The sequence below is a fragment of the Polaribacter irgensii 23-P genome (genome assembly GCF_000153225.1).
In the GTDB taxonomy this organism is placed as follows: Bacteria; Bacteroidota; Bacteroidia; order Flavobacteriales; family Flavobacteriaceae; genus Polaribacter; species Polaribacter irgensii.
In genome coordinates this window covers 1,862,066-1,888,376 of the sequence record NZ_CH724148.1, presented here as the reverse complement: position 1 = coordinate 1,888,376, position 26,311 = coordinate 1,862,066, and the positions used below count along the sequence as shown (strand labels likewise).

Annotated in this window: 19 protein-coding genes; 6 read left to right on the top strand and 13 right to left on the bottom strand. The window is 34.4% G+C overall.

The window, feature by feature from the left end; translation table 11 throughout:
* Positions 1-9: 9 nt before the first annotated feature.
* The gene (locus PI23P_RS08435) at positions 10-1,011 is read right to left on the bottom strand and encodes an endonuclease/exonuclease/phosphatase family protein (protein WP_238300006.1); all 1,002 of its coding nucleotides are present in this window, start codon (positions 1,009-1,011) and stop codon (positions 10-12) included.
* A 64-nt stretch (positions 1,012-1,075) separates the two neighbouring features.
* Positions 1,076-4,249 (bottom strand): TonB-dependent receptor, encoded by a 3,174-nt coding sequence (locus PI23P_RS08430; RefSeq protein WP_004570384.1) that lies wholly within the window; start codon positions 4,247-4,249, stop codon positions 1,076-1,078.
* 326 nt (positions 4,250-4,575) lie between these two features.
* Between PI23P_RS08430 and dnaE the strand changes: the two genes are divergently transcribed.
* Positions 4,576-8,913, top strand: a complete 4,338-nt coding sequence (gene dnaE / locus PI23P_RS08425; RefSeq protein WP_004570383.1) for a DNA polymerase III subunit alpha — start codon at positions 4,576-4,578, stop codon at positions 8,911-8,913.
* A gap of 315 nt (positions 8,914-9,228) precedes the next feature.
* Here the strand turns inward: dnaE and PI23P_RS08420 are convergent, their stop codons facing one another.
* A complete protein-coding gene (locus PI23P_RS08420) occupies positions 9,229-9,432 on the bottom strand; it encodes a hypothetical protein (RefSeq protein WP_004570382.1) in 204 nt (67 codons plus the stop codon).
* A 301-nt stretch (positions 9,433-9,733) separates the two neighbouring features.
* Here PI23P_RS08420 and PI23P_RS08415 point away from each other — a divergent pair, with 301 nt between their 5' ends.
* Positions 9,734-11,038 (top strand): D-arabinono-1,4-lactone oxidase, encoded by a 1,305-nt coding sequence (locus PI23P_RS08415; RefSeq protein ID WP_004570381.1) that lies wholly within the window; start codon positions 9,734-9,736, stop codon positions 11,036-11,038.
* A 7-nt stretch (positions 11,039-11,045) separates the two neighbouring features.
* The gene (locus tag PI23P_RS08410; RefSeq protein WP_004570380.1) at positions 11,046-11,720 is read left to right on the top strand and encodes an HAD family hydrolase; all 675 of its coding nucleotides are present in this window, start codon (positions 11,046-11,048) and stop codon (positions 11,718-11,720) included.
* 19 nt (positions 11,721-11,739) lie between these two features.
* Here PI23P_RS08410 and gldA read toward each other — a convergent pair whose 3' ends face one another.
* The 6 genes from gldA to PI23P_RS08380 all read right to left on the bottom strand — a co-directional run bounded on the left by gldA (position 11,740) and on the right by PI23P_RS08380 (position 18,434).
* Positions 11,740-12,633: a gliding motility-associated ABC transporter ATP-binding subunit GldA gene (gldA, locus tag PI23P_RS08405; RefSeq protein ID WP_026288363.1), complete on the bottom strand. Its 894-nt coding sequence runs from the start codon at positions 12,631-12,633 to the stop codon at positions 11,740-11,742.
* A 48-nt stretch (positions 12,634-12,681) separates the two neighbouring features.
* Positions 12,682-13,491: a hypothetical protein gene (locus PI23P_RS08400; protein ID WP_238300005.1), complete on the bottom strand. Its 810-nt coding sequence runs from the start codon at positions 13,489-13,491 to the stop codon at positions 12,682-12,684.
* A 24-nt stretch (positions 13,492-13,515) separates the two neighbouring features.
* The gene (locus tag PI23P_RS08395) at positions 13,516-16,269 is read right to left on the bottom strand and encodes a TonB-dependent receptor (protein ID WP_004570377.1); all 2,754 of its coding nucleotides are present in this window, start codon (positions 16,267-16,269) and stop codon (positions 13,516-13,518) included.
* Positions 16,270-16,301: 32 nt separating this feature from the next.
* Positions 16,302-17,126 carry a GLPGLI family protein gene (locus PI23P_RS08390; protein ID WP_004570376.1) on the bottom strand — a complete coding sequence of 275 codons (825 nt, stop codon included), beginning with the start codon at positions 17,124-17,126 and terminating at the stop codon, positions 16,302-16,304.
* Between the two features lie 104 nt (positions 17,127-17,230).
* Positions 17,231-18,079, bottom strand: a complete 849-nt coding sequence (locus tag PI23P_RS08385) for a GLPGLI family protein (protein ID WP_004570375.1) — start codon at positions 18,077-18,079, stop codon at positions 17,231-17,233.
* A complete protein-coding gene (locus tag PI23P_RS08380) occupies positions 18,069-18,434 on the bottom strand; it encodes a hypothetical protein (RefSeq protein WP_004570374.1) in 366 nt (121 codons plus the stop codon). Before PI23P_RS08380 ends, PI23P_RS08385 begins: the two co-directional genes overlap by 11 nt.
* A gap of 116 nt (positions 18,435-18,550) precedes the next feature.
* Between PI23P_RS08380 and PI23P_RS08375 the strand changes: the two genes are divergently transcribed.
* The 3 genes from PI23P_RS08375 to PI23P_RS08365 all read left to right on the top strand — a co-directional run bounded on the left by PI23P_RS08375 (position 18,551) and on the right by PI23P_RS08365 (position 21,452).
* Positions 18,551-20,101: a sensor histidine kinase gene (locus tag PI23P_RS08375; protein ID WP_004570373.1), complete on the top strand. Its 1,551-nt coding sequence runs from the start codon at positions 18,551-18,553 to the stop codon at positions 20,099-20,101.
* Positions 20,094-20,771, top strand: coding sequence for a response regulator transcription factor (locus PI23P_RS08370; protein WP_004570372.1), 678 nt, complete (start codon positions 20,094-20,096; stop codon positions 20,769-20,771). The genes PI23P_RS08375 and PI23P_RS08370 overlap by 8 nt, the downstream gene beginning before the upstream one ends.
* Before the next feature lie 66 nt (positions 20,772-20,837).
* Positions 20,838-21,452 (top strand): deoxynucleoside kinase, encoded by a 615-nt coding sequence (locus PI23P_RS08365; protein ID WP_004570371.1) that lies wholly within the window; start codon positions 20,838-20,840, stop codon positions 21,450-21,452.
* Positions 21,453-21,521: 69 nt separating this feature from the next.
* Here PI23P_RS08365 and rimO read toward each other — a convergent pair whose 3' ends face one another.
* The 4 genes from rimO to PI23P_RS12405 form a co-directional block, all read right to left on the bottom strand.
* A complete protein-coding gene (gene rimO / locus PI23P_RS08360; protein WP_004570370.1) occupies positions 21,522-22,874 on the bottom strand; it encodes a 30S ribosomal protein S12 methylthiotransferase RimO in 1,353 nt (450 codons plus the stop codon).
* Between the two features lie 101 nt (positions 22,875-22,975).
* Positions 22,976-24,625, bottom strand: coding sequence for an amidase family protein (locus PI23P_RS08355; RefSeq protein ID WP_004570369.1), 1,650 nt, complete (start codon positions 24,623-24,625; stop codon positions 22,976-22,978).
* A gap of 278 nt (positions 24,626-24,903) precedes the next feature.
* Positions 24,904-25,857: a signal recognition particle-docking protein FtsY gene (ftsY, locus tag PI23P_RS08350; RefSeq protein WP_004570368.1), complete on the bottom strand. Its 954-nt coding sequence runs from the start codon at positions 25,855-25,857 to the stop codon at positions 24,904-24,906.
* A gap of 293 nt (positions 25,858-26,150) precedes the next feature.
* Positions 26,151-26,303 carry a DUF4295 domain-containing protein gene (locus PI23P_RS12405; RefSeq protein WP_004570367.1) on the bottom strand — a complete coding sequence of 51 codons (153 nt, stop codon included), beginning with the start codon at positions 26,301-26,303 and terminating at the stop codon, positions 26,151-26,153.
* Positions 26,304-26,311 lie beyond the last annotated feature (8 nt).

The following is a 26,311-nucleotide window of genomic DNA, read 5'->3' as shown; positions in this document are numbered from 1 at the left end:
TGGTTTTTTCTATTTGATTGTAAAATTAATTGTTACGGGCAAATGATCACTGATTTCTCTCATTTTTAAGGGTGAAAAAAGTGAAGATACTTTCGCTGAGCCCACCTTGTATTCTTTGTACATGTTGGTATTTATTAACACATAATCCAGACGGCGTTTCGGAGCATCCGAAGTATGTGTCATTGCGCTGTCTGGTAATGGATCTATAAACTTTTCTCTTTTATTTTTTTCCTGTAAAAATAAGTTAATTTCCTCACTTCCTTGAACACTATTAAAATCTCCAAGAACTAAAATGTTTTTATTTTTATCTTCTTTTAAAAAACGCTTAAACTGTTGTTTTAAAAAATTAATCTGACCTTTTCTCATGGCGACATTCCTTTCTCCTCTGCCTGCTTTTAGATGAACTCCAGTAAGCAAAAAGTTATAATTAGGGCTGGGATACACGTCTATTGACCACATTCTAGTATTTAAGGTGTTTTGAGTTTCTGTTGCTCCTGAAGCAATGCTAGCCCCAAGAACTGGTGTTGTTACATTACCATAACCATAAATAATACCTAATGGAAATTTACTCATCATCACCACGTTCATATACCAACCATGACTGGGCACATCTGCAAAATATTTATATCCCATGTCTTGCAAATGTTCATTTGCAAGACTTCTTAGAAATTTTGCACTTTCAAATTCTTGCAAAACAACTACAGCTGCATCTATTCTCCTCAAAGCAACAACTAAAGAAGCAACCTTATTTCCCATTAAAGAATCTGGTTGATTTTCTCTTTTTGAATCGATATAAGGGTCGTCAAAAGAATCTACAAAATGCGCTACATTCCAAGAAAGAACTTTAAAGCTATCCTTTTTAAAATATTGATACCCAACAGGCATTACTTCTCCATTGTGTTTGGCAATGTAATTCTGTTTCGAAAAATAAGAATTTTTTTCTATTAAATTTTTAGAGCCAACGCATCCCATTAAAATTAAAAACATTGCACAATACATACTATTTTTCATAAGCTACTAGATAAAAAAGGGCCCAATAGAGAAATATTAAACCCTTGTAAAAATTAAACCAAATTTAATTAAATGAATACCTTACCCCTACTTGCAATCTCCAAGGAATTCCGTTAATAGGTTTTGTACCTGCTCCTTTTTGCACATTGTACTGATAACTTTTGGTTGCTTGATCAAAACCATTGATATTCATCAAATCTCTATTTCCAAAATTATAACTTCGACCCCATTCTTTATTTAATAAATTCATAAAATTAAAAACATCTGCAGAAAGCGCAAAAGTATGGTGGTCATTAGACAAATTAAAACTTTTCTGAAGACGAAGATCTACAATTGCATTGAAAGGGTTTTTTCCTCCATTTCTTTTCGCAAAACCTCCAAAGCTTTTTCTTAGATAGTCTTTGAATCCTTGAGCGGTTTCTGGATCATTTAAAATTTCACGATAACTATCTTTTATATATTGTGGTGTGTTTACATCACTTGGATCAAAAACATATGCTATTTCATTGCTCAAGTTAAAATCTCCGTTTGCACTTCTATTCCCTCCAGATTTCAAGGAATATCTAGTACCACCAGTACCCACAACTGTTGCACCTAAAGTAAATCCTCTCCATGTTGGACTTGCGCCATTCACTACAATTTTAGTGTCAAAATGATTGTCTGAATACCCATAGTTTAAATCTCTAGGATCTCCACTAACAGGTAGAAATGTCGCTGTATTGGCGACACAGCAATTGTAAGAAGAATTGTCTTTTGATTGGTTTATCGTAAAGCTGGCATTTACATACCCATCCGCTCCTATTTTGGCGGCACCCTCTAACACCAAAGCTAAATTGTCTAAAATTCCATCAGAACTTAACACTAAAGTTCTACCTATTAAATTTGAGACTCTAGACGCTCTCCAATCTGTGCGACCATTTTCAGCAATGGTATTTGCAGGTACAAAAACTGCTCTTCCTTGTGGTGTAATAAAATAAGGCGCCGCAACTAAATTAGTCTCCTGATACACGTAATTATTTTTAGTATGACTAAAGACAGCATTCACACCTAAACGATATCTATTCCCAAAGAAATGTGTATAATTAACATTTGCTTTGTAGATCGTGGGTACTTCAAAATCTGGGCTCATCGCATTTATGGTAGAAAACGGAGCAACTCCAGAAGGCACTCCAGGTACAGAACTTGGATCATTTCTATATCCTATAAAATCTGGAATCGGAACATCTGCCCCTGTAATATCAATAGCTCCAAGTAAAGTTCCACTATTCTGAATGTTATTTACTTGGGCGTAATAATGTGGCTGAGACGTAAATACACCACCCCCAATTTTTAAAATATCCGCATCCTTTCCTTTGATATTCCATGTTAATTGAAATCTCGGTTGAATATTATTAAAATCTGCTGGTTTTTCATCCGTACGAATTCCTAATTCTTGAAATACCCTCGGATTAAATTCTGCTGCGTCCATAAATACGGTTGCATCATAACGTATTCCAGCGGTAAGATTTAAACTTGGATGCAGATCAAGCGCTACCTGACTAAAAAGAGAAAGATCTACAACCGTCTGCTTTACTAAAGTAGCACCTTTCAAGGGTACTTCACGTGCATATCTAGCGGCATTTAAATTTTCAAAATCGTCTAGAGAGTCAAAGAAAAAACGCCCATTTTGTTCGTTTGACAGTTGTGTTTTTAAAGACGTAATTAAATTATCTGTTCCAAAAGTAAAATTAAATTTACCGGAAGTGAGATATAAGGTATTTGAAATCTGAATCTGATTTTCTAGATTAGTTTCCGGTGTAAAACGCTGCCCTCCCAATTGCACACTTCTGGTACTATTTTTACCGTTAGGCAGCAGCGATTCTACTTGCACAATTGCCCGAGGTATATTTTGTGAGGGCAATTCTGAATTGGGACTAAAAAGACGCTCTGCCCGCTGATATTGCAATTTAAATTCATTGGTAATGCGAGATGAAAATACAGAACGCAACGAGAGAAACATACTGTTTTCGTGAGATGTAAAATCTGAATATGATTCTGCTATTTCGATGTTGGAGTTATCACTTACGCTTAACGGATTTTCCCACTTGTTGTACAAGTTTCTAAAGGTCAATCGATGTTTCTTATTAATTTGCCAGTCCAATCTTAAAAAAAGATTGTTAGCTTCTGTAACTCTATCAAACTGGCCAATCTGTTGCGAATTACTAACACCGTACTGATCTCTTCCTATTTGCAAAAATCGTTGTAAACTGTCCTCTGAAATACCCAAACGATTTGCATCATTATCATTTTGAATATTTGCGATAAACTGAGGGTCTCCGGCATCTTGTCTTTCATATACTAAGAAAAAATGCAATTTATCTTTAAGTATTGGGCCCCCTAAACTCAAACCATACTGTGAATTATAGAAATCTGCTTTTCGATCCTCTCCTTGTATTGTGTATTGACTTTGAAGATTGTCTGCTCTGTGATAAAAAAAAATACTTCCTTCAAATTTATTCGTACCAGATTTTGTCACAGAAGTAATAGCACCCCCTCCTTGTCGGCCTTGCGTTGCATCGTAATCGTTCGTAGACACCTCAAACTCTCTAATTGCTTCTTGAGAAATCGTATAAGGTCCTCTTCCGATTTCTCCTGCCGTTAGTGTATTTCTAAAGTTCACACCATCAATAGTTACATTTGTAGAAGTTCTCCTTTGGCCTCCTAAATTTAGACTTCCGGCTCCTTGCAAAGGCGATAAACTAGTCAGTCTTGTGAAGTTTCTCCCTTCTGATGGCAAGTTTTTAATTTGAGCTTCCCCAATTTTTGTAGAAGCCCCTATTTGCTGAATACGTCTTGAAATACTGTTTGATGAAATCACAATTTCATCTAGAGAAGTTTCAGATTCTTGTAAAGTAAAATCAACCACAATCACATCACTTAAATTTAGCCGAAACCCAGTATGCACTGACGCTTTAAACCCCAGATATTTAGCAGTAATGGAATAAGGTCCTCCTAAAGGTAACTGCTGAATTTTGTATTTCCCTGTTTCATTTGTTGTGGATCCTGAGGTAAATCCCGTTGAAATGTTTTTAACAATAATCGTTGCCCCCATTAAAGGCTCCCCTTTATTGTCTTGAATGATTCCTTTAATAGAAGCATTTGTTGCCTGACCAAAAGATTGCTGAACGTTTAAAAATAATAAACCAAAAGTTATCAACATGCTAATGGTTACACGTGTTTCTGTTACTGATAATTTCATAATATAAGTTAGTTTTTAGCTCTTCCAAAAATAGATTTAGACACCCAGTTGATTGTGTTAAGTATTAACATTGATATAGATTTAATCATAATTTAAAACTTTGGTAATCTTAAAAAACTGGCAACCATTCTAATAATTCAAAATAACATGCAAAAGAAATCACGCCTATATAAAGAAAAAACTCAAGGAATATTCGTACGCTATAAACACAAAAGAATTTATCTCTGTTAATAAAAGATCTCAATATTGCGTTGTATTTCAATAGCAAATATTTAAATTTACACACTACTTAAACCAGTATACTCCTCTGTAAAACACAACCATATATGTACTTAATTTTTGACACAGAAACTACGGGATTGCCAAAAACATGGAATGCTCCTATTACCAATACAGAGAATTGGCCAAGATGTGTTCAAATTGCATGGCAGCTGCATGATAAAATGGGAAATATCATAGAGCACAACGATTTTCTGATAAAACCAGATGGATATAACATTCCGTATGACGCAGAAAGGATTCACGGCATTTCTACCGAACTGGCAGAAGAGCAAGGGATTTCTTTAGCAGAAGGCTTGCTGCTCTTTAATGAAGTTCTAAGTAAAACAACTTTTATTGTTGGTCAGAATTTGAATTTTGACTTGAATATTATGGGTTGTGAGTTCTACAGACTTGGTGTTGAAGATAAAATGACTCCCCTTCCAATTCTCGACACTTGTACAGAGAAAACGGCATTGATGTGTCAAATTCCTGGAGGTCGTGGTGGTAAATTTAAGTTACCCACATTAACCGAATTACACCAGCATTTATTTGGCGCTGGTTTTGGTGATGCTCACAATGCAACTGCCGATGTCGAAGCAACTACTCGTTGTTTCTTGGAGTTAATTCGGATTCGAGAATTTACGAAAGAGCAATTAAAAGAGGATGTAGCTTATTTTAAAAAGTACTCAGAAGCCAATCCAAAGCCAATTCAAGTACTTGGATTAAAGCATATCAATCTAAAGAAAGAAAGTGATAAAATTCGACAACGTCTTGATAAATTAAAAGATACTGAAAGTACAAAATCTACTTCTGATGGACTTGTAGAATTAGAAAATGTACAGTTTTCGCATTTACACAACCATACACAATATTCTGTTTTGCAGTCTACCATGGAAATTGGTCAAATTGTAAAAGCTGCAGCTGACGATAACATGCCTGCAGTTGCCATGACAGATACTGCCAATATGATGGCTGCCTTTCATTTCGTCAGCGCCATTTTAAATCATAACAAGACGGCCAAAACACCAATGAAACCCATTGTAGGTTGTGAGTTTAATGTCTGTGGAGATCATAAAAACAAGTCGCAAAAAGACAATGGTTTTCAGGTAGTACTCCTTGCAAAAAACAAAAGAGGGTACCATAATCTTGCGAAAATGTCTTCCATTGCCTTTGTAGATGGCTTTTATTATGTTCCGAGAATCGATAGAGAAATTATTAAGAAGTACAAAGAGGATATTATTGTTTTAACTGGAAATCTTTACGGAGAAGTGCCTAGTAAAATTTTAAACCTTGGAGAAAAGCAAGCAGAAGAAGCCTTAATCTGGTGGAAAGAAGAATTTAAAGACGATTTGTATATTGAGTTGATGCGTCACGATCAACAAGATGAAAAAATTGTAAATGAAACTTTGCTTACCTTTTCAAAAAAACACAATATTAAAGTTATTGCAACAAACAATACCTTTTATTTAGAGAAAAAAGATGCAAATGCACATGATATTTTATTGTGTGTAAAAGAGGGTGAAAAACAAGCAACCCCAATTGGAAAAGGGAGAGGTTACCGATACGGCTTGCCAAACCAAGAGTATTACTTTAAGTCTTCAGAGGAAATGAAAACGCTTTTTGCCGATTTGCCAGAAGCAATCAGCAACATTCAAGAAATTGTAGACAAAATTGAAATTTATACGCTTGCCAGAGATGTCTTGTTGCCTGCTTTTGACATTCCTGATGAATTTAAAGATATCGCAGATGAGAGCGACAAAGGAAAACGTGGAGAAAATAACTTTTTAAAACACTTAACTTTTGTAGGCGCTGAAAAAAGGTATGGCGACATTACAGCGTCCATCAAAGAGCGTTTGGATTTTGAGCTGTCTGTAATTGAAAAAACAGGATATCCTGGTTATTTTTTAATTGTAGAGGATTTCATTCGCGAAGCAAGAAACATGGATGTGGCTGTAGGTCCTGGGCGTGGTTCTGCAGCGGGTTCTGTAGTTGCCTACTGCTTGTGGATTACGAATATTGACCCCATCAAATACGATTTACTTTTTGAGCGTTTCCTGAATCCAGAACGTGTTTCTATGCCCGATATCGACATTGATTTTGATGACGAAGGTCGCGGTCGCGTAATGGATTATGTGATTAATAAATATGGCGCTAATCAAGTTGCCCAAATAATTACTTATGGCACCATGGCTGCCAAGTCTTCCATTAGAGATACTGCTAGAGTTTTAGATTTACCTCTTTTTGAGGCAGATAGAATCGCAAAGCTGATTCCCTTAATAAAACTAAAAAATATTTTTGGAGACGATCCTAAAAGTAAAGGCAAAGTAGCAGGTTTAAGATCAGAAGAGAAACAATTGGTTGAAGAACTCCGAAGCATGTCTTTTGGAAATGACTTGGTCTCAGAAACCATCAACAAAGCAACCATGCTGGAAGGATCTGTCCGGAATACGGGGATCCATGCCTGTGGGGTTATTATTACACCAGGAGATATTACCAACTATGTTCCAGTTGCTTTGGCAAAAGATTCCGACATGTATGTGACACAATTTGACAATTCTGTAGTAGAATCTGCAGGTTTGTTAAAAATGGATTTCTTGGGATTAAAAACACTGACCTTAATTAAAGATACCGTTAAAATTGTGAAAGCGAGACATAATGTAGATCTCGACCCAGACAGTTTTCCGCTTGACGATGTAAAAACATACGAGCTCTTTCAACGTGGAGAGACCGTTGGTATTTTTCAATATGAATCGCCAGGAATGCAAAAGCACATGCGGTCTTTAAAGCCTACTGTTTTTGCGGATTTAATTGCCATGAATGCGCTCTACAGACCTGGGCCGATGGAATACATTCCTTCTTTTATTAATAGAAAACACGGTACTGAAGATATCGCATACGATCTGCCTGCAATGGAAGAATATTTGGCAGAAACCTACGGCATTACAGTATACCAAGAACAAGTAATGCTACTCTCTCAAAAACTAGCAGATTTTACAAAAGGGGAGGCGGATGTTTTGAGAAAGGCAATGGGTAAAAAACAAATTGCAGTCTTAAATAAAATGAAACCTAAGTTTTTAGAACAAGCTTCTGAAAAAGGGCACGATGCAGAAAAATTAGAAAAAATTTGGAAAGATTGGGAAGCTTTTGCAAGTTATGCTTTTAACAAATCTCACTCTACCTGTTATGCATGGATTGCTTATCAAACTGCCTATTTAAAAGCGCACTATCCAGCAGAATATATGGCTTCTGTACTTTCGAATAACATGAACGATATCAAATCCGTTTCCTTCTTTATGGAAGAATGCAAACGCATGGAATTGCCTGTTTTCGGTCCAGATTTAAATGAATCCTTTCTAAAATTTTCTGTAAACGATGAGGGTGCTGTGCGCTTTGGTATGGCGGCTGTAAAAGGTGTGGGTGCTGGAGCGGTAAGAGCCATTATTAAAGAACGGGAAGAACACGGAAACTACACTTCTATTTTCGATTTGGCAAAACGTGTGGATTTGCGTGCGGCAAATAAAAAATCTTTTGATAGCTTGGTAAAAGCAGGTGCTTTTGATTCATTTGAGGATACACACAGAGCACAATATTTTCACACCGATGAAAAAGGATTGACCTTTTTAGAGCGTGCAATGAAATACGGAAGCAAATACCAAGAAAACGAGAACTCCGCCCAAGTTTCTATGTTTGGGGAAGCTTCTTCCGTGCAGTTTCCAGAGCCTGACATTCCCGAATGTGATACTTGGGGAACGATGGAACTACTCTCACAAGAAAAAGAAGTTATTGGCATCTATATTTCTGCACATCCTCTGGATGACTTTAAAAATGAATTGAAATTTTGCAACGCTTCCTTAAAATATTTCAAGGCAGATCTTTCTAAATTTATAAATTTAAACATGGCCTTTGCGGGAATTATTACCGATGTACAACATCGAGTGTCTAAAGCAGGGAAAGGATGGGCAATGTTTACTGCAGAAGATTACGGTGACAGCAACGAGTTCAGGATTTTTGGAGAAGACTATCTTAGAATGCAACACTTTTTAGTGCCCAACCAATTTTTGTTTATCCGAGCAACCATTCAACCGGGCTGGACGAGTAAAGAGGGGGTTGTTGGCGAGCCTCGCTTAAAGTTTATAGAAATGAAATTGTTACACGACATTATGGACGAACTTTGCAAAAAAGTAACCATTCAACTTCCGCTGCATCAAATCAAAGAGGATACTATTTTAAATTTAGAATCTATCCTAAAGAATAAACTTGGAAAACAAGCATTAAATTTTACCATTTGGGATGAAAAAGAAAAACTCGAGGTGAATTTACCAAGTAGAAATACAAAAGTTCACATTACGAGTGAGCTGTTATCAACCTTAGAAAATCAGCAAATTGTGTACAAATTAAATTAATAGTACTGCTTTTCAGCCTCACAAATTTAAAAATTTGTGAGGCTGAAATTAAAAAATTAGGCATTAAAGACTTTTAATTTTTCAACCCAATTTAAGTTTTCGTGATTTTCTAAATCAGAGAAGATATTTTTCCTTCCAGAAAAAACAACCGTTATTTCTTTTAACTCTTTCTCTTTTTATAGATACTTATTACTGCTTTTCCTTCTATACTTTCTTATGTTTTATAAAAATGAGGAATTTTATACAATTTTCGTTTCCCAAAATAATGCGAAACTATCAATTGTCTGCACGGTAGCGTTTAAAAAGAACTTCAAATTAATTTTTTTCGAATGCAACCTTTTTATCCTTTGAAAATTCTATAAGAAAAGAATCAATTAAATCTATTAAATATCTTTCTAAGGTTCTTTGAGGTACGCCAATGTGATTTTCTGAAAGAATATTTAATAGTTTTGTTTTAGAAAGGGCAAAAACCGATTCAAACTCCACCTTTAAAATTAAAAGTTTGCTCTTGTTTTTCATCTTTTAAATAATTTGATTCAAAAATAAAATTAAAGAGCGACAAAAGTGTCGTCGGCGAAACAAATACTTCAGACAATTTGAAATTAATGCCGTTTTTTCTGCCTTAAAATATATTATTTCTTAATTTTGCATGGAATATACGTTTTGTGAAAATATATATATTCTGTTGAAATCTAAAAAATAAGTTAAATAAAAAGAAATCCACTTTAACTTAAACTGATTCTAATTAAGAACGTATGGAAAAATTTACATCTGAAAAAAGTACAATAGACTTATTTTTGTAGTCAATTTAATAAGATACATGATAAAAGAAAAAAGTGGTGTTTGGCAAAGTTGGAATGATAATATAAAGTACAATTACAAAACACTTTACAAAATCACATCCGAACGAGATCTGCAAAAAGTAGTAAAGGAGTCAGAAAAAATAAAGTTTTTTGGAACTAAGCAATCCTCAGCGGATATTGCTTCGGGTGTAGAAACTTTAGTAGATATGACCACCTATAATAAGATACTTTCGTATGATGACGATGCAATGACAATTACAGCGCAGTCAGGAGTGATTTTAGGAGATTTACTTGAGGCGATCGAATCGAAAGGTTGGTGTATTCCATGTTTACCAGATATCAATACCATTACCCTTGGAGGGGCATTGGCAACAGGTACACACGGAACAAGCGGAAAATTACTTTCAGAATATGTGACAGAATGCAGCATCGTGTTCGCAGATGGAACACTGAAAAGAATAACCGCAGAAGATCCATTAATAGATGCAGTTCGTGTATCCTTGGGAGTTCTTGGTGTGCTTTCTGAAATCACATTTAAATGTGAGCCAATATACACATTGCATGTAAAAGAAGGCCCAGAGAACGATTCTGAATGGTTGCCAAAAATTTCAGAACGCCTGAAAAAACACGATTTCCTAAGAATCTTATGGCTACCCCATACAGACAACGGATACGTAATTATTGGAGACAAAATAGATCCTGATGCTGAAATTACAGAAAACCTTGGTCCTAAATATTTAAAACATCGAAGAACCGCTTCGAAAGTGTTATATAAATACTCGCATGTATATCCTTGGATGACTGCCATTGCAAACAAGATTTTATTCAAAGCTTTCTTTAGTTCAAAAAAAGAGCACAAAGGATCTTTATATCAGGCAACAGTAACAAAATCTAGAGGATCCACGATAGAATTATCAGAATGGACAATCGGTTTGGATAAGTTTCCCGAAGTATTTGAAGAACTGAAAGCAGAAATCAATAAATGGTCAAACAAGTCTTTTATCCACATACCAATGGATGTGCGTTTCATACAGAAGGATTCTTCTTGGTTGAGTTATGCACACAGTGAAGATATGGTAACCATGGGTTGTGTTTCAAGAAATGCAGCTACTGCAGATACATACGAAGCTTTTAAAAGTATTGAAAAAGTATTTTTAAAGTACGGAGGAAAACCTCATTGGGGAAAACGTTTTGCTGCAAAAGATGCTGAACTTACCAAAATCTATAGTAAGTGGGAAGATTTTAAAGTTTTAAGAAAAGAATTGGATCCAACCAATAAATTCTTAAACCCGTACTTAGCAAAGATTTTTAACGAAAAATAAAGAGACCATGCATCCAAAAGGATTCTTATTTGATTTTGATGGTGTAATTGTTGATAGTTCTGAAAGCCACGGCTCCGCATGGGAGTCGGCTTTCAAAGAACTTTTTCAGCAGCAGATTGCGCCGTTTCCCAGAAGTCATGCTGGAAAATCTCCCATGGTTATTGCTGAGTACTATTGTTCTGTAATAGGAGAAGAAAAACGGACTAAAGAATTGTACGAACTAAAAGATATCCATCTCGATCGTTATTTTAAAGTTCCTAAATTACTTCCTGGCGTACACGAGTTCACAACCTATTTATCACTGCATACATTCCCTTACGGAATTGCAAGCAACGCAACAAAGCAGTTTTTAAAAAATAGTGTGCATCACTTAAATTTAAACTTTACTACTGTTTTTGGTGTACAAGACTATGTAAAACCAAAACCAGCTCCAGAGGCCTATATTACGTTGGCCGAAGCTTTGGGCTTTGAACCTGAAGATTTTAAAAATATTTGGGTTTTTGAAGATAGCTTAACAGGAACCACTGCTGCTAAATCTGCAGGAATGATTCCTATTGGTATTGCCACTCAGTATACTGACGAAGAATTGAAAAAAGCAGGAAGTCACCACGTATTTCCTACCTTGTTTGAGGCATATGAATATTTAATGCTAATTGCGGAATCAGAATCCAAAAATAAATAGAAGAGCATTGCAACACAACCTATTGTGTAATTTCTCTAAATAAGGTTTCTAAATTTTTCCGATGTGTCTGTAAACTAAGTATTTTAAATCCATTTACCTGGGCCAAATCAAATACTTCTGAACGCATATCTTCCTGGTTATCAAAAGTAAGCTTCCAGGTATTGCCTACTGTATTTATAACTGAATTCAACTTTTTAAATACAGAAAACACCTGCGCATCAATTGGAACATTGAAAATTACTTCTATTACTTGAGTTGCATTCTGTTGCAATTCTAGAAGTTTTTTATCTAGAACAATCCTTCCTTTTTTTATAATAATTACACGATCACAAACAGCCTCTACTTCCTGCATGACGTGCGTAGAAAGCAATATTGTTTTGTCTTTTCCCAACATTTTAATCAACGCTCGTATCGCGACCAATTGATTTGGATCTAAACCTGTTGTTGGCTCATCTAATATTAAAACTGTAGGGTTGTGTAAAATCGCTGCTGCCAAACCAACTCTTTGCTGAAAGCCCTTAGAGAGTTCATTTATTTTTTTATGGGCTTCTCCTACTAGACCAACTTGTGCAATACACTTTTCTATTTGTTCTTTTTCAACCTTATAAATGGTGGCTTGAAATTGCAAGTATTCTCTCACATACATCTCTTCATATAATGGATTGTGCTCTGGTAAATACCCAAGAATACGCTGCGCTTCTAATGAATCTTTCAATACGTCTATTTCATCTACAAAAACAGCCCCTGAATCGGGTTTAAGATACCCTGTTAAAATTTTCATCATTGTAGACTTTCCAGCACCGTTTGGACCTAAAAAACCTATAATTTGACCTTTCTGTGCAGCAAAAGAAACCGAATCCAATACGTTCTCTGTTGTATACTTTTTTGATACTGAAACTACATTTATAGACATGCCATTCTTCTGTTTATAATTCAATAAATACCGCACTTATACATTTAACTAACAAATCGAACTCTTTATTTTTCTAATTTCTTTCATTCTTAACCATGCGACCGGATGCCTTTTTTTGTACAGCCACAAAGTACCCAAGTCCAACGCAAAATAGAAAAGGCTAATACCACTCGGAGGATTGTGACTTGGCAAAAAGGGAATCACATCCCAAGCTTTTGTTGGCCACCACCAGCAACCATAGCTTGTTCCTATAATTTCTAAATACGCTACTGTAAGGTACATTGTTAAGTAAAACAAACGTTCTCTTGGTCTCCTGCGAAGAATTACGAGTGTTATTACAGTCATCGCAAAACCAAAAACATCCGTCTTTAATAATAAGAAAAAAGATGCATACACAAGAATGAAAGCTGTAAATATATACTCCAAGCTAGTTTTATTTTTAACGATAGAACTGGCTTTTGAGAAGTATAAAACGCCAACATATACTAGCGCGTGTCCTAAAGGAATATAATGTGGAATATTCTCTAAACGATAAGTGTACATTCCTAAAAACATCGAAAATAAATACTCTCCAAGTACAGCAATAATCACCGCATATATCATTTGCTCTCTTATACGCTGGTGGATACAATAAAAAGTAATCAAAAAACCGACCACCATACTAATATTGGCATAAGTCTGTGCACTATCAGTAATCGCCACCATCCAAGTGCTATCTAAAAACAATCCGAAAATTATAAACAAAAAGAGCAATCCGAGACTTTTAAAAGCTGCGAATAGCGGAGATTTTGATGCTAACAAACTCATGCTGCTAAAATAAGAAAGAAAATAAAAATGACTCAATATAAATTGAGCCATTTTTCAACTAAAAAAATTTGACACTTATAATTGGTATCTTACTCTAAGACTTACAAATCTTGGTAAAATAAAAGTTTCATTTATATTGAAAGAAATATTACTCTGATTCACAGAAGCTCTGGAACCCGTTGCTAGTAAATTACTTCCTACCAACTCATATTCCCATTTCGCGTCTCTGTCTTTTCGATATGCTAATTTTGCATCCCATATTTTATATGAATTTTGAACACTTCCATTCTGCCTTACTTCGTTGAATGAAAAATCTGAAGTTATTGTTAAGGAGTCCCAAACGTACGCATCAAAATTTATCGAAGGAGCATGCACAATACTTTTGATATCAATAGGAAGAGAAGCATCTTGCTGATTGGTAAAGCTCACATTGTATCTTAAACTAACATTGGGTGCTTTTGTGAAATTTGTTCCAATACTTGTATTGAAATTTTGATTGTAAATTTTATTTTCAATACCACCAGCACCTCTAAATCTATAATTCTTATTGTAATTAAAGCTTCCCCCAAGAGACATTTTTATCTTTTTAATTGTTTTCCCTACTCTACCAAAAGCTGAAAATGTTTCATTGTCCTCCGGTGAATTTAAACTTGTAGTGGTAGCCACTACAGAATTTCGAATAAAATTAAAATTATTTACCACCTGATCTATCGTTTTTCGATAGCTCACTCTGGCAAATACATTGCTTGCATTGAATAAATTGAAGCTAGAGTACCTGAGTGCAACGTTGTGAAAACTTGCATTGTTTAGGTCAAAATTTCCCGCAAAAAAAGAATTATAACTATTGGCAACGATTCCCCTAGCAATTTTATTTACGTCTATAAAATTAACCTCTTGTTTGTAAGTCATGGTTAAACTTTGACTCCTTTTAAATTGAGCAATTACTTCGAACTCTGGCAGTAGTTGCGTAAAGTTTGATTCTAAATATTCTAAACCTCCGTATTGCGTATTGTTTGTCATATACGAATGCATGGTAAACCCCGGAGTAAATGTAAAAATTCCACTTTTTACCCGATACCGCAGTCCTCCATAAATGTCTGTAAAATTATAGTTGGTATCATTTGTTGTTTTGGGATCAGAAATCCCTGCAATTGTTGGGTTTGGATTAAATTCATCACCGTTGTCTAAAAGTTGAAAGAAACGGGAATCAAAATTTTGAGTGCTTCGAATGGTTCCAGCAACAAAGTTCAAGTTGCTTTTTTGATTCAAAATATAATAGTAATCAAGCTTTGCGTCTAACTGATTTGACTGTATCTTTCTGTCTTGTTGTAAGTTATAAAAAGGGTTGGACCTATTTAATCCTAACGTTGCTGCTGCATCGTCAAATCCATCATTGTCTTCAGCTTCGTTGTTCGAAGGATCGTTTTCTAAAGAAGCGATATAAAAAGGATCTTCGTCCTGCAGTAAATGCTGCACTTCCAGCGCAAAAATACTTTTCTCTCCTAAAGTATAAAAATAACTTAAATTCTGATTTATTTTAAAGGGTGTTGCACCTTCTCTTTCTGAAATTGCTCCCAAAACTCTGGAGTTTACAGCATCTTCTCTAAATTCATTAGAAAAACGACCGGTAACATCATAATTTAATTGATTGTTAAAATCTTTCTTATACACAGTACTAAAGCGAAATAAACCGGTATTGCTTGTCTGGTCGGTAGTATTCTGAACAAAATCATCTTCAGCATCAATGTCATTATAGTTGATTGTATTGTTGCTTTTTTGACCATTGGTGTTACCTGACCAAATTAAAAAACCACTCAAATCTAATTTTTTATTTGGAGAATAACTGTAGTTAAAAGCCGATAATTTTGTTTCTATCTTATTTGCATTTCTTGCATTTGCATTTAAAAAACCGATTCCTCCGTCTGCAATACTAATATTCGTACCATTTGAGGGACTCTGACTTTGGAAATTTCCTCCAAAACTTCTTAAATCTCTTCTACTCAACACAACATCCCCAATATTATTTACATCCCCTATTACGTTTAGAGTAAACTTTGGCGTGTAGTAAAATAATTTCGGTTGAAACAAATACAATTCTGTATCGGTCGAATTTCCTGCCCCTAGGGTTATATCCCCGAACCAAAAATTCTTTTTACCTTCTTTTAATTTAATATTTATTGCCACCCGGTCTTGGTTATTCTGAACACCACTTAGTTGACTAACATTTGAATAATTTCTTAAGATTTGAATTTTATCCACTGCGCTTGAGGGAATATTTTTGGTCGCCAGTTTTGTATCTCCACTAAAAAATTCTTTTCCATCTATCAATATCTTTTCAACCGCTTTGCCTTCAACTTCAATCTGGCCTGCGGCATTAATTTCTACTCCTGGTAACTTCTTAAGAACATCTTCTAATTTTCTCTCAGAACCATTTTTAAAAGAATCAGCATTGTAAATAATGGTATCTCCACTAATCGTAATGGGCATTTTAGAAATTATTTCTATGCCCGCTAACATATTATCTTCATACATCGCGAAGTTCTCGCGCTTATTTGATGTATTTGTTTTTACAAAAGCACTAATTTCTTTAAAGCCAATGTAACTAATTTTAACATTATATGTAGTATTCCTATTCAACTCTAATTTAAAGTTCCCTTTTGAATCTGTAAAACCATACGATGCAATTTTTTTAGCCACCGTATCTATGGCAATGACATTTGCCATTTCTAAAGGATTGCCAACTGAATCTTTTACAATTCCAGTATATTCAATCTGTGCGGATGCGACTGCAGCTGTCATAAAGACAGCAATAAATAGTATTTTTTTCATATTTATATTTTAAACAACTAAAAATATTCTAATTAATTTCTTCGTCCTCCTCGATTTCGTCTGCTTTGAAAACGTTCTTTTAATTCCTCTGTTTTTGTTTTCACAATCTCATTATATTCTTCTCTAGAAACTTCTTTTCCTTTGCTTGGAGCCTCTATTTCTAATAATTCTTTTGAATTAATAGCAACTTCAACGCACAACATCGTTGTTCTACCCGCATTTATTTCTAAGATTAATCCAGGTAAACCGTAATAGGTATCTGGTCCAGTACTCACTGGAATTTGAGGGGTATACCAAGCGATAACTGTCAACATCTTTTTGGCTGGAATTGCCTCTTTGGAATTCGTACTATCTTTCTTTTTAGCACTACTACTAAAAATACCTCCCCAATCGATGGTGGTATCCTCTTTTACAAGCGTTGCTTTATAGCAGATATATTGTCCTATTTTCTTTGTTTCCACGCCCATTTCCCACTGGAACTGTGCCATGTCTTCAATGACTAAAAAACGTTTGCTAAACTGCTCTACATCTTCTATCATCTTACTTTCTTTGGTGTTTTTGTAAATGGAACCCTGCCCATTACTTCTTCCCCAACTTGGTCCAGAAGATCCAGGAGCTGCCAGCTTCACTTCCTCTTTAAAGCTAGATGCTGTTTTGTTAAATGTCAATGTATATGTCTTTTCTAAAAAACTTTTCATACGTGCCATTCTCTCTTTTTTCTGCTGTTCACTCATCTTCCCAAATCTACTCATGTCCATACTTGTCTTAGACATATAAGTAGCTTTACCTTGAAAATTATTTTGTGCAAAAGAAGTTGCTACAATGAGTATTAATAGAACTGTATAAAGTGATCTCATAACTTTTTTTATTGTTTACGTCAAAAATAATGTTAATGTTTCTAGTTTAAACTTAAAAAAACCTTAAAAGTTTAACAAAAAAAGAAATAAATAAACAAAATAAGTTAGCCACCAAATTTAACATTTAAATCATTTCCCATATCCAAACCGTTTCTACCTTTCATATGATCCATTATTTCTTGGGCTTTTTGTTCTTGTATTTTGACATACTTTTTTTTAGAAACAACTTTGCCTTTTTCAGGCTCTTGAATGCTAACTATATCCATAGGGTTTAGAATAATTTCTATGCAAGCAATCCTATTCCTACCATCGTTAACTTCTAATATCAAACCTGGTAAACCCTGGTAATTTTTAGGACCATTACGAACAGGTATTTGTGTCGTATACCATACCGTAGTGCTGATTATTTCCTTCTTTTTATCTTCAACACTGCTACCCTTTTTTATGGTTACGCTGCTATCTTCTACCTTTTTACTAAACGTAGCTTTGTAACAAGTATAGATGCCAATATTTTTAGTTTCTGATGATAATTCCCATTTAAAATCTTCTAATTTATCCTTTACTAAAAAACGTTTTCCTTGAATTCCTGTTTGATTAGCGAACCTATTCTCTTGAATATTTTTGTAATAAATATCATTAGAACCAGCACCATCAAAAGAAAAAACCATCGCCTTATTTTTTCCTACTTGCGAGTTAGGAACATCCAAAACCGCGTTTTGCTTGTATGTTGAAGTATACTTGGAAAATTCTAGTACAAAAGTCTTTTGATTCATTTTTTGAAAACGTTTTTGCAGTTCTTCTTGCATTTTATTGTCAATACCCGTTTCCTTCTCGAAAGAAATTTTGAAAGAACTCTTTCTGCTAGTTTTATAAACTGCTTTTCCATGAAAATTTTGCGCCTTAACAAAATGTGAACACAGGACAAAAACCACAACATGTAATTTAATCTTCATTCTTTAGGTTTTTAGTTACCTTTTTCAATAATTTAAGTGCCTTTCTCATTCTAGAAACTAAACTATCAATTTCTCTTGCTTTTCCTTGTACTTTTAGACTGTAAGAATATTTTAATTTATTTTTGAATAGCACCTCCTTATTTTTTACTTTAATTTCCAAAGAAATTTCACTTTCAGGATTGTTCTCCTGAAAAGCTTCTTTCACATCCCTCCATTGAATGGTTCCTAATTCTTGTAATGAATCTACACTAAAACTAAGTGCATTGATATTCATATAATTATTGCTGTGTTTTATTTCCTGAGAAAAAATAAAGGAAGACAAAAAGATGCAAATGAAAAGGATAATTTTTGGCATGTTCATTGGTTTTAAGTTGTTACAAAAATGACACAAGTATTCGCCAATTAAAGTTAACGAATGTTAATAAGTGTTAACCCATTCCTTTTTTGCTTTTTAGCAGTTATATTTGAAACATGTTTGAAAAAAAGACACATTGGCTCTTATACTTTATAGCCATAACAATTGTGGCAACGCTTGGCATTCAATTTTATTGGAATTACAAAAACTACGAAGAAAATAAAAGACAAGTAACCAATGAAATTCAATTAAGTTTAGACACTGCTTTAGAAGAATATTATGCAATATTAGCAAAAGAAGAATTTACAACCATTGTAGAATTCAATCAAACAGAAGGAAACTCAAGCAAATACTCAAGCATCCGTTTTGATTCTATTTTTAAATATTCTAAGACGTTTCAAAAATTGAAATCACTTGTAAAGAAAGATACTTCAACAACAAAGCCAACATTTGAAATCACTGATATATCGTTTACTACAGATGATGAAAAAGATGCACAAGAAACGGAACTTATTATAAAAAATGGCCTCAAACATACAAAGGAAACGCTGCAAAAATCTGACAAGCAACAGCCCTCAATTAAATACTTTAAAGGGAAGAAATCTGCAGATAGCCTTCGGTTGATTAAAAATTTAAAACCCATCTTTTTATCAGTGAGCTCCAATTTTATAAATTATAGGGAACTAGATTCTTTAATTAAAAATCAATTTGACAAAAAAAAGCTTCCTGTATCCTTTATTTTTCAACATTTTAAAAGTGATACCCTATTCTATAGTTCAAAAGATTCTTTGCTTTCTGTAACAAATACAAAGAATATTGCTGCAAGATCCACCTATATAAAAAAAGGAGAAATACTTATATTGAAATATCAAAACTCAAACTTTGAGGCCTTGAAAAGGGGGGGTGCAGGTATTTCCTTGTCACTACTCCTCTTTTTTTTAATCATTTCTTGTATGTTTTATTTGCTCAAAATTATCCGACAGCAAACAGAACTGGCAGCTATAAAGAACGATTTAATTAGTAATATTACCCATGAGTTTAAAACTCCGATTGCCACGGTTTCCTCCGCAATTGAAGCATTGGAAAATTTCAATGCTTTAGAAAATAAAGAAAAAACAAAAAAATACCTTTCCATGTCCTCTGTTCAGCTAAAAAAACTGCATCAAATGGTAGAAAAATTATTAGAAACTGCAACTTTAGATAGCCAACAGTTAATTTTAAATAAAGAAACCATCAACATTATAGAAACCATTAAAAAACTTGTTGTAAAATATCAATTTTTGAATGCTGAAAAGGAAATTTCTTTGATCTTTAACGTACAACCTGTTTACATAAATATCGATAATTTTCACTTTGAAAATGCGCTTTCAAATCTAATAGATAATGCTGTTAAATACGGTGGTAATCAGATAAAAATTACTGTCCATTCCATATTAAATAAGACTGAAATAGTTGTTAAAGATACCGGCTATGGAATTGAGAAACACCAACAAGAAAAGATTTTTGAAAAGTTTTACAGAGTACCTAAGGGCAATACACATGATGTAAAAGGATTCGGAATTGGATTGTACTACAGCAAAAAAATCATAGAAAAACACGAAGGCACTTTATCCGTTTCATCTGTAAAAAACAATACTATCTTCAAAATAAATTTGCCAAATGAATAATATAAAAGTGCTCTTAGCAGAAGACGAAGCAAGTTTGGGAATGATTGTAAAAGAGAGTTTAGAGTCCCGAAATTTCGTTGTATTTCTAGCAAAAAATGGCCAAGAGGCACTCGCAATTTACCAAAAGGAAAAACCTAATATCTTAGTATTAGACATAATGATGCCGATTAAAGACGGTTTTACCCTCGCCAAAGAAATAAGAGAAGAAAATAAAAGCATTCCCATTATTTTTCTCACCGCAAAATCTCAAACAAAAGATGTTTTAGAAGGCTTTAAATTCGGTGGTAATGACTATTTGAAAAAACCTTTCTCTATAGAGGAGCTAATTGTTCGAATGAACGCACTGTTAGACCGGACTTTATTAAAAACCAATACCGAAAATATTAAAATTGGTAAATATTCTTTCAATGTCATTAAACAAACGCTCACTTTTTCTGGAGAGGAGCAACAATTAACACACAGAGAATCTCAATTACTATTTTCTCTTTTTGAGAAAAAGAATCAAGTTTTAGATAGAACTCTCATCTTAAATAAACTGTGGGGAAGTGCTGATTTTTTTAATGCAAGAAGTATGGATGTCTTCATTTCTAAATTGCGAAAAAAATTAAGAAGAGATCTAAATATTCAAATTATAAACATTCGTGGTTTTGGATATAAATTGATTTGTTAATTATATTTCAAATTATAAATTTTATGTACCTTTATACTTCCCTTTTAACCTTATACAGACTTACACATGCACGTAGCAATTGCAGGAAATATTGGCGCTGGTAAAACTACGCTAACTAAACTTTTAGCCAAACATTACAAATGGAAGCCACATTACGAATCCGTGGATGAAAACCCCTATTTAGACGACTTCTATACAGAAATGGCACGTTGGTCATTCAATTTACAAGTTTATTTTTTAAATAGTAGGTTTAGACAAATCGTAGCCTTAAGAGAATCCGGTGACAATATTATTCAAGACAGAACCATTTATGAAGATGCCCATATCTTTGCCCCTAACTTGCACGCTATGGGATTAATGACCAATAGAGATTACAGTAATTATAGCTCTTTATTTGATCTTATGGAAAATTTGGTAAGGCCACCAGACTTATTGATTTACCTTCGAGCAGATATTTCTACACTTGTTGGTCAGATTCACAAACGAGGAAGAGAATACGAAAATTCTATTTCCATCGATTACCTAAGTCGATTAAATGAACGTTACGAAGCATGGGTTTCTAATTACAGTAAAGGAAAACTACTAATAATTGATGTAGACAACTTAGATTTTGTTTCTAATCCTGAAGATCTGGGATATATTATAGGTAGAATAGATGCTCAAATAAATGGTTTGTTCTAAAAACCTATTGTATTTCAAAATAAAAAAACCGCCCAATTGAGCGGTTTTTTTATTTTATTGTATTCAAAGCTACTTTTTCTTTTGATTTAAAGAAGTCGGTCTTTCTTGTTGTTTAACCGGTGTTCCATATAAATCATAGTCTCCAGCTTCATGAATTTTAATGTCAATAAATTCTCCAATTTTCACGTAATGTTCTCGAGCATCTACTAAAACATCATTGTCTACATCTGGTGAATCTGATTCTGTTCTTCCATAAAAATACTCTCCGTCTTTTCTGTCAAACAAGCATCTAAAAGTCTTTCCTATTTTGGCTTGATTCAATTCCCAAGAAATTTGAGACTGCAGCTCCATAATTTCATTCACCCTCTTAAACTTTACTTCTGCAGGCACATCGTCTTCTAAAACATAAGCCCCAGTATTCTCTTCGTGTGAATATTCAAAAGCACCCAAACGTTCGAAACGCATTTCTTCTACCCAATCTTTTAATTCTTGAAACATCACTTCTGTCTCACCAGGATACCCAACAATTAAAGTTGTTCGAATGGCCATTTTAGGCACTGCTGTTCTAAATTTGTGAATAAGTGCAGTCGTCTTTTCGTGCGTTGTGCCGCGTTTCATCGACTTTAAAAGCTCGGTGTTTATGTGTTGTAACGGAATGTCTAAATAATTACACACTTTCGGCTCCCGCTTCATTACCTCTAAAACATCCATAGGAAAACCTGTTGGAAATGCATAGTGCATCCGGATCCATTCAATTCCATCTACTCTAGCCAAAGCTTCTAACAACTCAGCCAAAGCTCTTTTTTTGTAGATATCTAAACCGTAATAGGTAAGATCTTGTGCGATTAGCATGACCTCTTTGATTCCTTTTTCTGCTAATTTTGTAGCTTCTGTAACGATGTCTTCAATAGGAGTAGAAACATGTTTCCCTCTCATTAAAGGAATTGCACAAAATGAACAAGGTCTATCACAACCTTCTGCTATTTTTAAATAAGCATAATGTTTTGGTGTCGTTGTGAGACGCTCACCAATTAACTCATGCTTATAATCTGCTTCTAAAACCTTTAATAAATTAGGCAAATCATGTGTTCCAAAATACTGATCTACATTTGGAATTTCTTTTTCTAAATCTGGCTTATAGCGTTCACTTAAGCAACCAGAAACAAATACTTTATCAATTTCGCCCGCTTCTTTTCTTTTTGCATAGTGTAGTATCGTATCGATACTTTCTTCTTTTGCTTTTCCAATAAATCCACACGTATTAATTACTACAATATTTCCATCATCTTCGGGGTCTTCATGCACCACGTTTTTACCATTGGCCTTCAATTGTCCCATTAACACTTCACTGTCGTAAATATTTTTAGAGCACCCTAAAGTAACAACGTTGATCTTATTTTTTTTGATAGTTTTTGTACGCATATTTGTATTTTTGATCTACTGACGCCGGATTGAGGCCGTCTGCTTTCTGTTTTTGTTCTAGAATTGCAAAAATAGTGCTTTTTAAACGATTGCTATTCTTTCTATTGATAGTTTTTAGGCAACTTTCTAACTTTTGTCAATTGCTCAAATATATAGCCTATTTCCAGCAATCTCCTTTCAGAAAAAGGCGTTCCAACAAACGTTAAACTTACGGGTTCTCCAGATTTTCGGTACCCCATTGGAACTGTTAATGTGGGGTGTTTTGCCACTGCAGCAATTCCTGAATGATAATTATTAATGGATAGTATGGCATCTATTTTTTCATCCTTTAAAGCGTGTAAGTACTTTTTACCTTCTTGCATAAGATTGGCTTTTATAAGTTCCAATTCTTCCAATGTAGTATTGTCTGCTACTATCCCATCAAACAACTGCTGCCCATAGGGTGCTCTTAAAATAGAATCTTGAGAATTAAAAAGTACGACATCTGCAACGGATTTTACTGAAATATTTTTAGCTGCATTTTCTGACAAATAGGAAGGTAAGTCGTGCTTCATATCGATGTTTAATAGCGTTGTAAACCCTTCAAAAGAAATTTCTGGAGGTGTAATTTCTACGATTACGACTCCTTCTTTTTTTAATTTCGCAACCGTTGTGCGATAAATAGAGTCTGACAATAGCGATTTTAGTACCCCTAACCTGATCCCTTTAAAATTGGTGTTGAAACCATTTTGAAAATAATCTTGGTCTATTTTCTTGGATGCAGTATCACGTCTATCAAAACCTCGCATAGCATTCATAAAAATAGCATTGTCTATTACATTTTTGGTCATCGGTCCAGGTGTATCCAAAGTCGATGAGATCGGTACAATACCCGTTCGGCTTAAAACGCCAATTGTAGGTTTCAATCCTACTATTGAATTTAGGCTTGACGGAGATGTGATAGATCCCGATGTTTCTGTTCCCACGGCGGCTACTGCAAAATTTGCAGCAATAGTAACACCACTTCCCGCAGAGCTCCCTCCAGTTTCAAAAACCCCTCTTCCATACGGATTTAATGTTTGCCCTCCGATGGCAGAATACCCTAACGGACAACCGCTACAAAAGAAATATGCCCATTCACTTAAATTTGCTTTTCCTAATATTAGTGCCCCTTTTTCACGCAATTTCTGAACAATAAATGCATCTTTCGTGTCTTTATTTTCTGCCAGCACAATTGCACCCGCAGTTGTTGCCATATCTCTCGTATTGATATTATCTTTCAATAAAATCGGCATGCCATACACTGTAAACTCAGTGTTTTCTTTTTTATTTTTATCCCGCGCTCTTGCTTGGTCTAAAATAGTTGGATTTAAACTAATTATACTGTTCAAAGACTTTAAAGAGTCACTCTCGAATTTGCGTATCCTGTATAAATAAAATAAAGTTAATTTTTCGTAAGAAAGTCTACCCGCGATCACATGCTTTTGAAGCGTAGGAATGTCTTGCTCCAAAATTAAAGGTTTTAATGCCGCGTACTGTTCCTCAGAAAAATAAGACAATTCTCTTTCAAAGGGCTTAAAAACTGCATTCATGTCTATATATTTAGACTGAAACAATTTAAATTGCATTCTTTTGTTCTCGTGATTTTGTTGTTTTTGCAATACAGCAGACTCGGAGTATTTTTTAAAAACTACCGGCAATTGTGGCCCTTTTGTCTTTTGACAACTGATAAATACTGAAATTAGAAAGGAAAAGTAAAATAGTTTTTTCATATGTGTAGCTTATAGTTGGTAAGATACTACATTATATACACCAAAAATAAAAGACCGCTAATTGGAACACTATTTAAGTACATACTATCAACAACCTTCATGGTCTCTGATAACAAGTACCAACTACCTCACAAGTCTCAACTAAAATTACTTTTAGCAAGAGTTACACTTCTAAGAGTCAATCTATACTGTTGTCAAAATCAGGCAAAATTGTGCGGAGTATCTTTAAAGGATGACATCCGTCAAAAGAAGCCTCTATACATGTTTACTGTACTTTTTTACCTAAAAAAAGAGGCAACAAATTCATCTTTATTAAAAACCTGTAAATCATCAATCCCTTCTCCCACTCCAATGTACTTTACTGGAATTTTGAACTGATCTGAAATACCAATTACAACACCACCCTTTGCAGTGCCATCTAACTTTGTAACCGCCAAAGAAGTAACCTCTGTTGCCAATGTAAAGTGTTTGGCCTGCTCAAATGCATTCTGACCTGTAGAACCGTCTAAAACTAACAATACTTCATGCGGAGCGTCTACAACCACTTTTTGCATCACGCGTTTAATCTTGGTCAATTCGTTCATTAAATTCACCTTGTTATGCAAACGTCCAGCAGTATCTATAATCACAACATCTGCATCTTGTTTTACCGCAGAAGTTAAAGTGTCAAAGGCGACGGAAGCTGGATCTGATCCCATTTCTTGGCGCACAATGGGCACATCAGTTCTGTCTGCCCAGATTTGCAACTGATCTATAGCGGCAGCTCGAAACGTGTCTGCAGCGCCTAAAACCACTTTTAATCCCTGTTTTTTAAACTGACTTGCCAACTTACCAATCGTTGTTGTTTTACCAACACCATTTACCCCCACTACCATGACTACATATGGTTTCTTATTTGCAGGAATTGTAAACTCAGTTTCGTTCTCAAGGTTTGTTTCTGATAGCAATCCTGATATTTCTTCTTTTAGCAGCGCATTTAATTCGTCGGTACCTAAATATTTATCTTTTGCCACCCGTTCCTCTATTCTTTTGATAATTTTTAGGGTGGTTTTAACTCCAACATCAGAAGCCACTAAAACTTCTTCTAAATTATCTAGAACGGCAGCATCCACCGTTGATTTTCCAGCTACTGCTTTCGATAATTTATCGAAAAAGTTAGCTTTTGTTTTTTCTAAACCCTTGTCTAAAGTTTCTTTTTTTTCTTTGGAAAATATTTTTTTTAAAAAACTCATCTTTCTATTTGTGCTACTTTTTTAAAATATTAAAAACATAGTATTTGTATAATTACGCCAACTGACTACTTGAATGTTTTTTTATATCCAAGTAGTTCCAAACTTTTTTTTAAGATGTAAGTATCATTAATACGCTTTTCTGTTACTGTAACGAGCGTAAAAAGCCTGCAGTGCACTCGCTACTAGGTATCTCAACATCCCTTAAAGTAAAACAAAAATACGCAATAATAAGGCACAAAAAAAAACTACTTTCTGAAAACAGAAAATAGTTTAAATATTTTGTAAAGTAAAAATTACTTTTTTGCTAAAAATGCATCTACTTTTTCTGGTTGCATAATTGCTTCTACAAAAGTATAAGCTCCTGATTTTGGAGACTTCACCATTTTTATAGCTTTACTTAATCTCTTTGAAGTTGTCTGTAAAGATGCTACTGTTTTCTTTGCCATGGTCTTAA

Coding starts and splice junctions, on each gene's coding strand:
- PI23P_RS08435 (WP_238300006.1), bottom strand. CDS start 1,011: ATGAAAAATAGTATGTATTGTGCAATGTTTTTAATTTTAATGGGATGC.
- PI23P_RS08430 (WP_004570384.1), bottom strand. CDS start 4,249: ATGAAATTATCAGTAACAGAAACACGTGTAACCATTAGCATGTTGATA.
- dnaE (WP_004570383.1), top strand. CDS start 4,576: ATGTACTTAATTTTTGACACAGAAACTACGGGATTGCCAAAAACATGG.
- PI23P_RS08420 (WP_004570382.1), bottom strand. CDS start 9,432: ATGAAAAACAAGAGCAAACTTTTAATTTTAAAGGTGGAGTTTGAATCG.
- PI23P_RS08415 (WP_004570381.1), top strand. CDS start 9,734: ATGATAAAAGAAAAAAGTGGTGTTTGGCAAAGTTGGAATGATAATATA.
- PI23P_RS08410 (WP_004570380.1), top strand. CDS start 11,046: ATGCATCCAAAAGGATTCTTATTTGATTTTGATGGTGTAATTGTTGAT.
- gldA (WP_026288363.1), bottom strand. CDS start 12,633: ATGTCTATAAATGTAGTTTCAGTATCAAAAAAGTATACAACAGAGAAC.
- PI23P_RS08400 (WP_238300005.1), bottom strand. CDS start 13,491: ATGGCTCAATTTATATTGAGTCATTTTTATTTTCTTTCTTATTTTAGC.
- PI23P_RS08395 (WP_004570377.1), bottom strand. CDS start 16,269: ATGAAAAAAATACTATTTATTGCTGTCTTTATGACAGCTGCAGTCGCA.
- PI23P_RS08390 (WP_004570376.1), bottom strand. CDS start 17,126: ATGAGATCACTTTATACAGTTCTATTAATACTCATTGTAGCAACTTCT.
- PI23P_RS08385 (WP_004570375.1), bottom strand. CDS start 18,079: ATGAAGATTAAATTACATGTTGTGGTTTTTGTCCTGTGTTCACATTTT.
- PI23P_RS08380 (WP_004570374.1), bottom strand. CDS start 18,434: ATGCCAAAAATTATCCTTTTCATTTGCATCTTTTTGTCTTCCTTTATT.
- PI23P_RS08375 (WP_004570373.1), top strand. CDS start 18,551: ATGTTTGAAAAAAAGACACATTGGCTCTTATACTTTATAGCCATAACA.
- PI23P_RS08370 (WP_004570372.1), top strand. CDS start 20,094: ATGAATAATATAAAAGTGCTCTTAGCAGAAGACGAAGCAAGTTTGGGA.
- PI23P_RS08365 (WP_004570371.1), top strand. CDS start 20,838: ATGCACGTAGCAATTGCAGGAAATATTGGCGCTGGTAAAACTACGCTA.
- rimO (WP_004570370.1), bottom strand. CDS start 22,874: ATGCGTACAAAAACTATCAAAAAAAATAAGATCAACGTTGTTACTTTA.
- PI23P_RS08355 (WP_004570369.1), bottom strand. CDS start 24,625: ATGAAAAAACTATTTTACTTTTCCTTTCTAATTTCAGTATTTATCAGT.
- ftsY (WP_004570368.1), bottom strand. CDS start 25,857: ATGAGTTTTTTAAAAAAAATATTTTCCAAAGAAAAAAAAGAAACTTTA.
- PI23P_RS12405 (WP_004570367.1), bottom strand. CDS start 26,303: ATGGCAAAGAAAACAGTAGCATCTTTACAGACAACTTCAAAGAGATTA.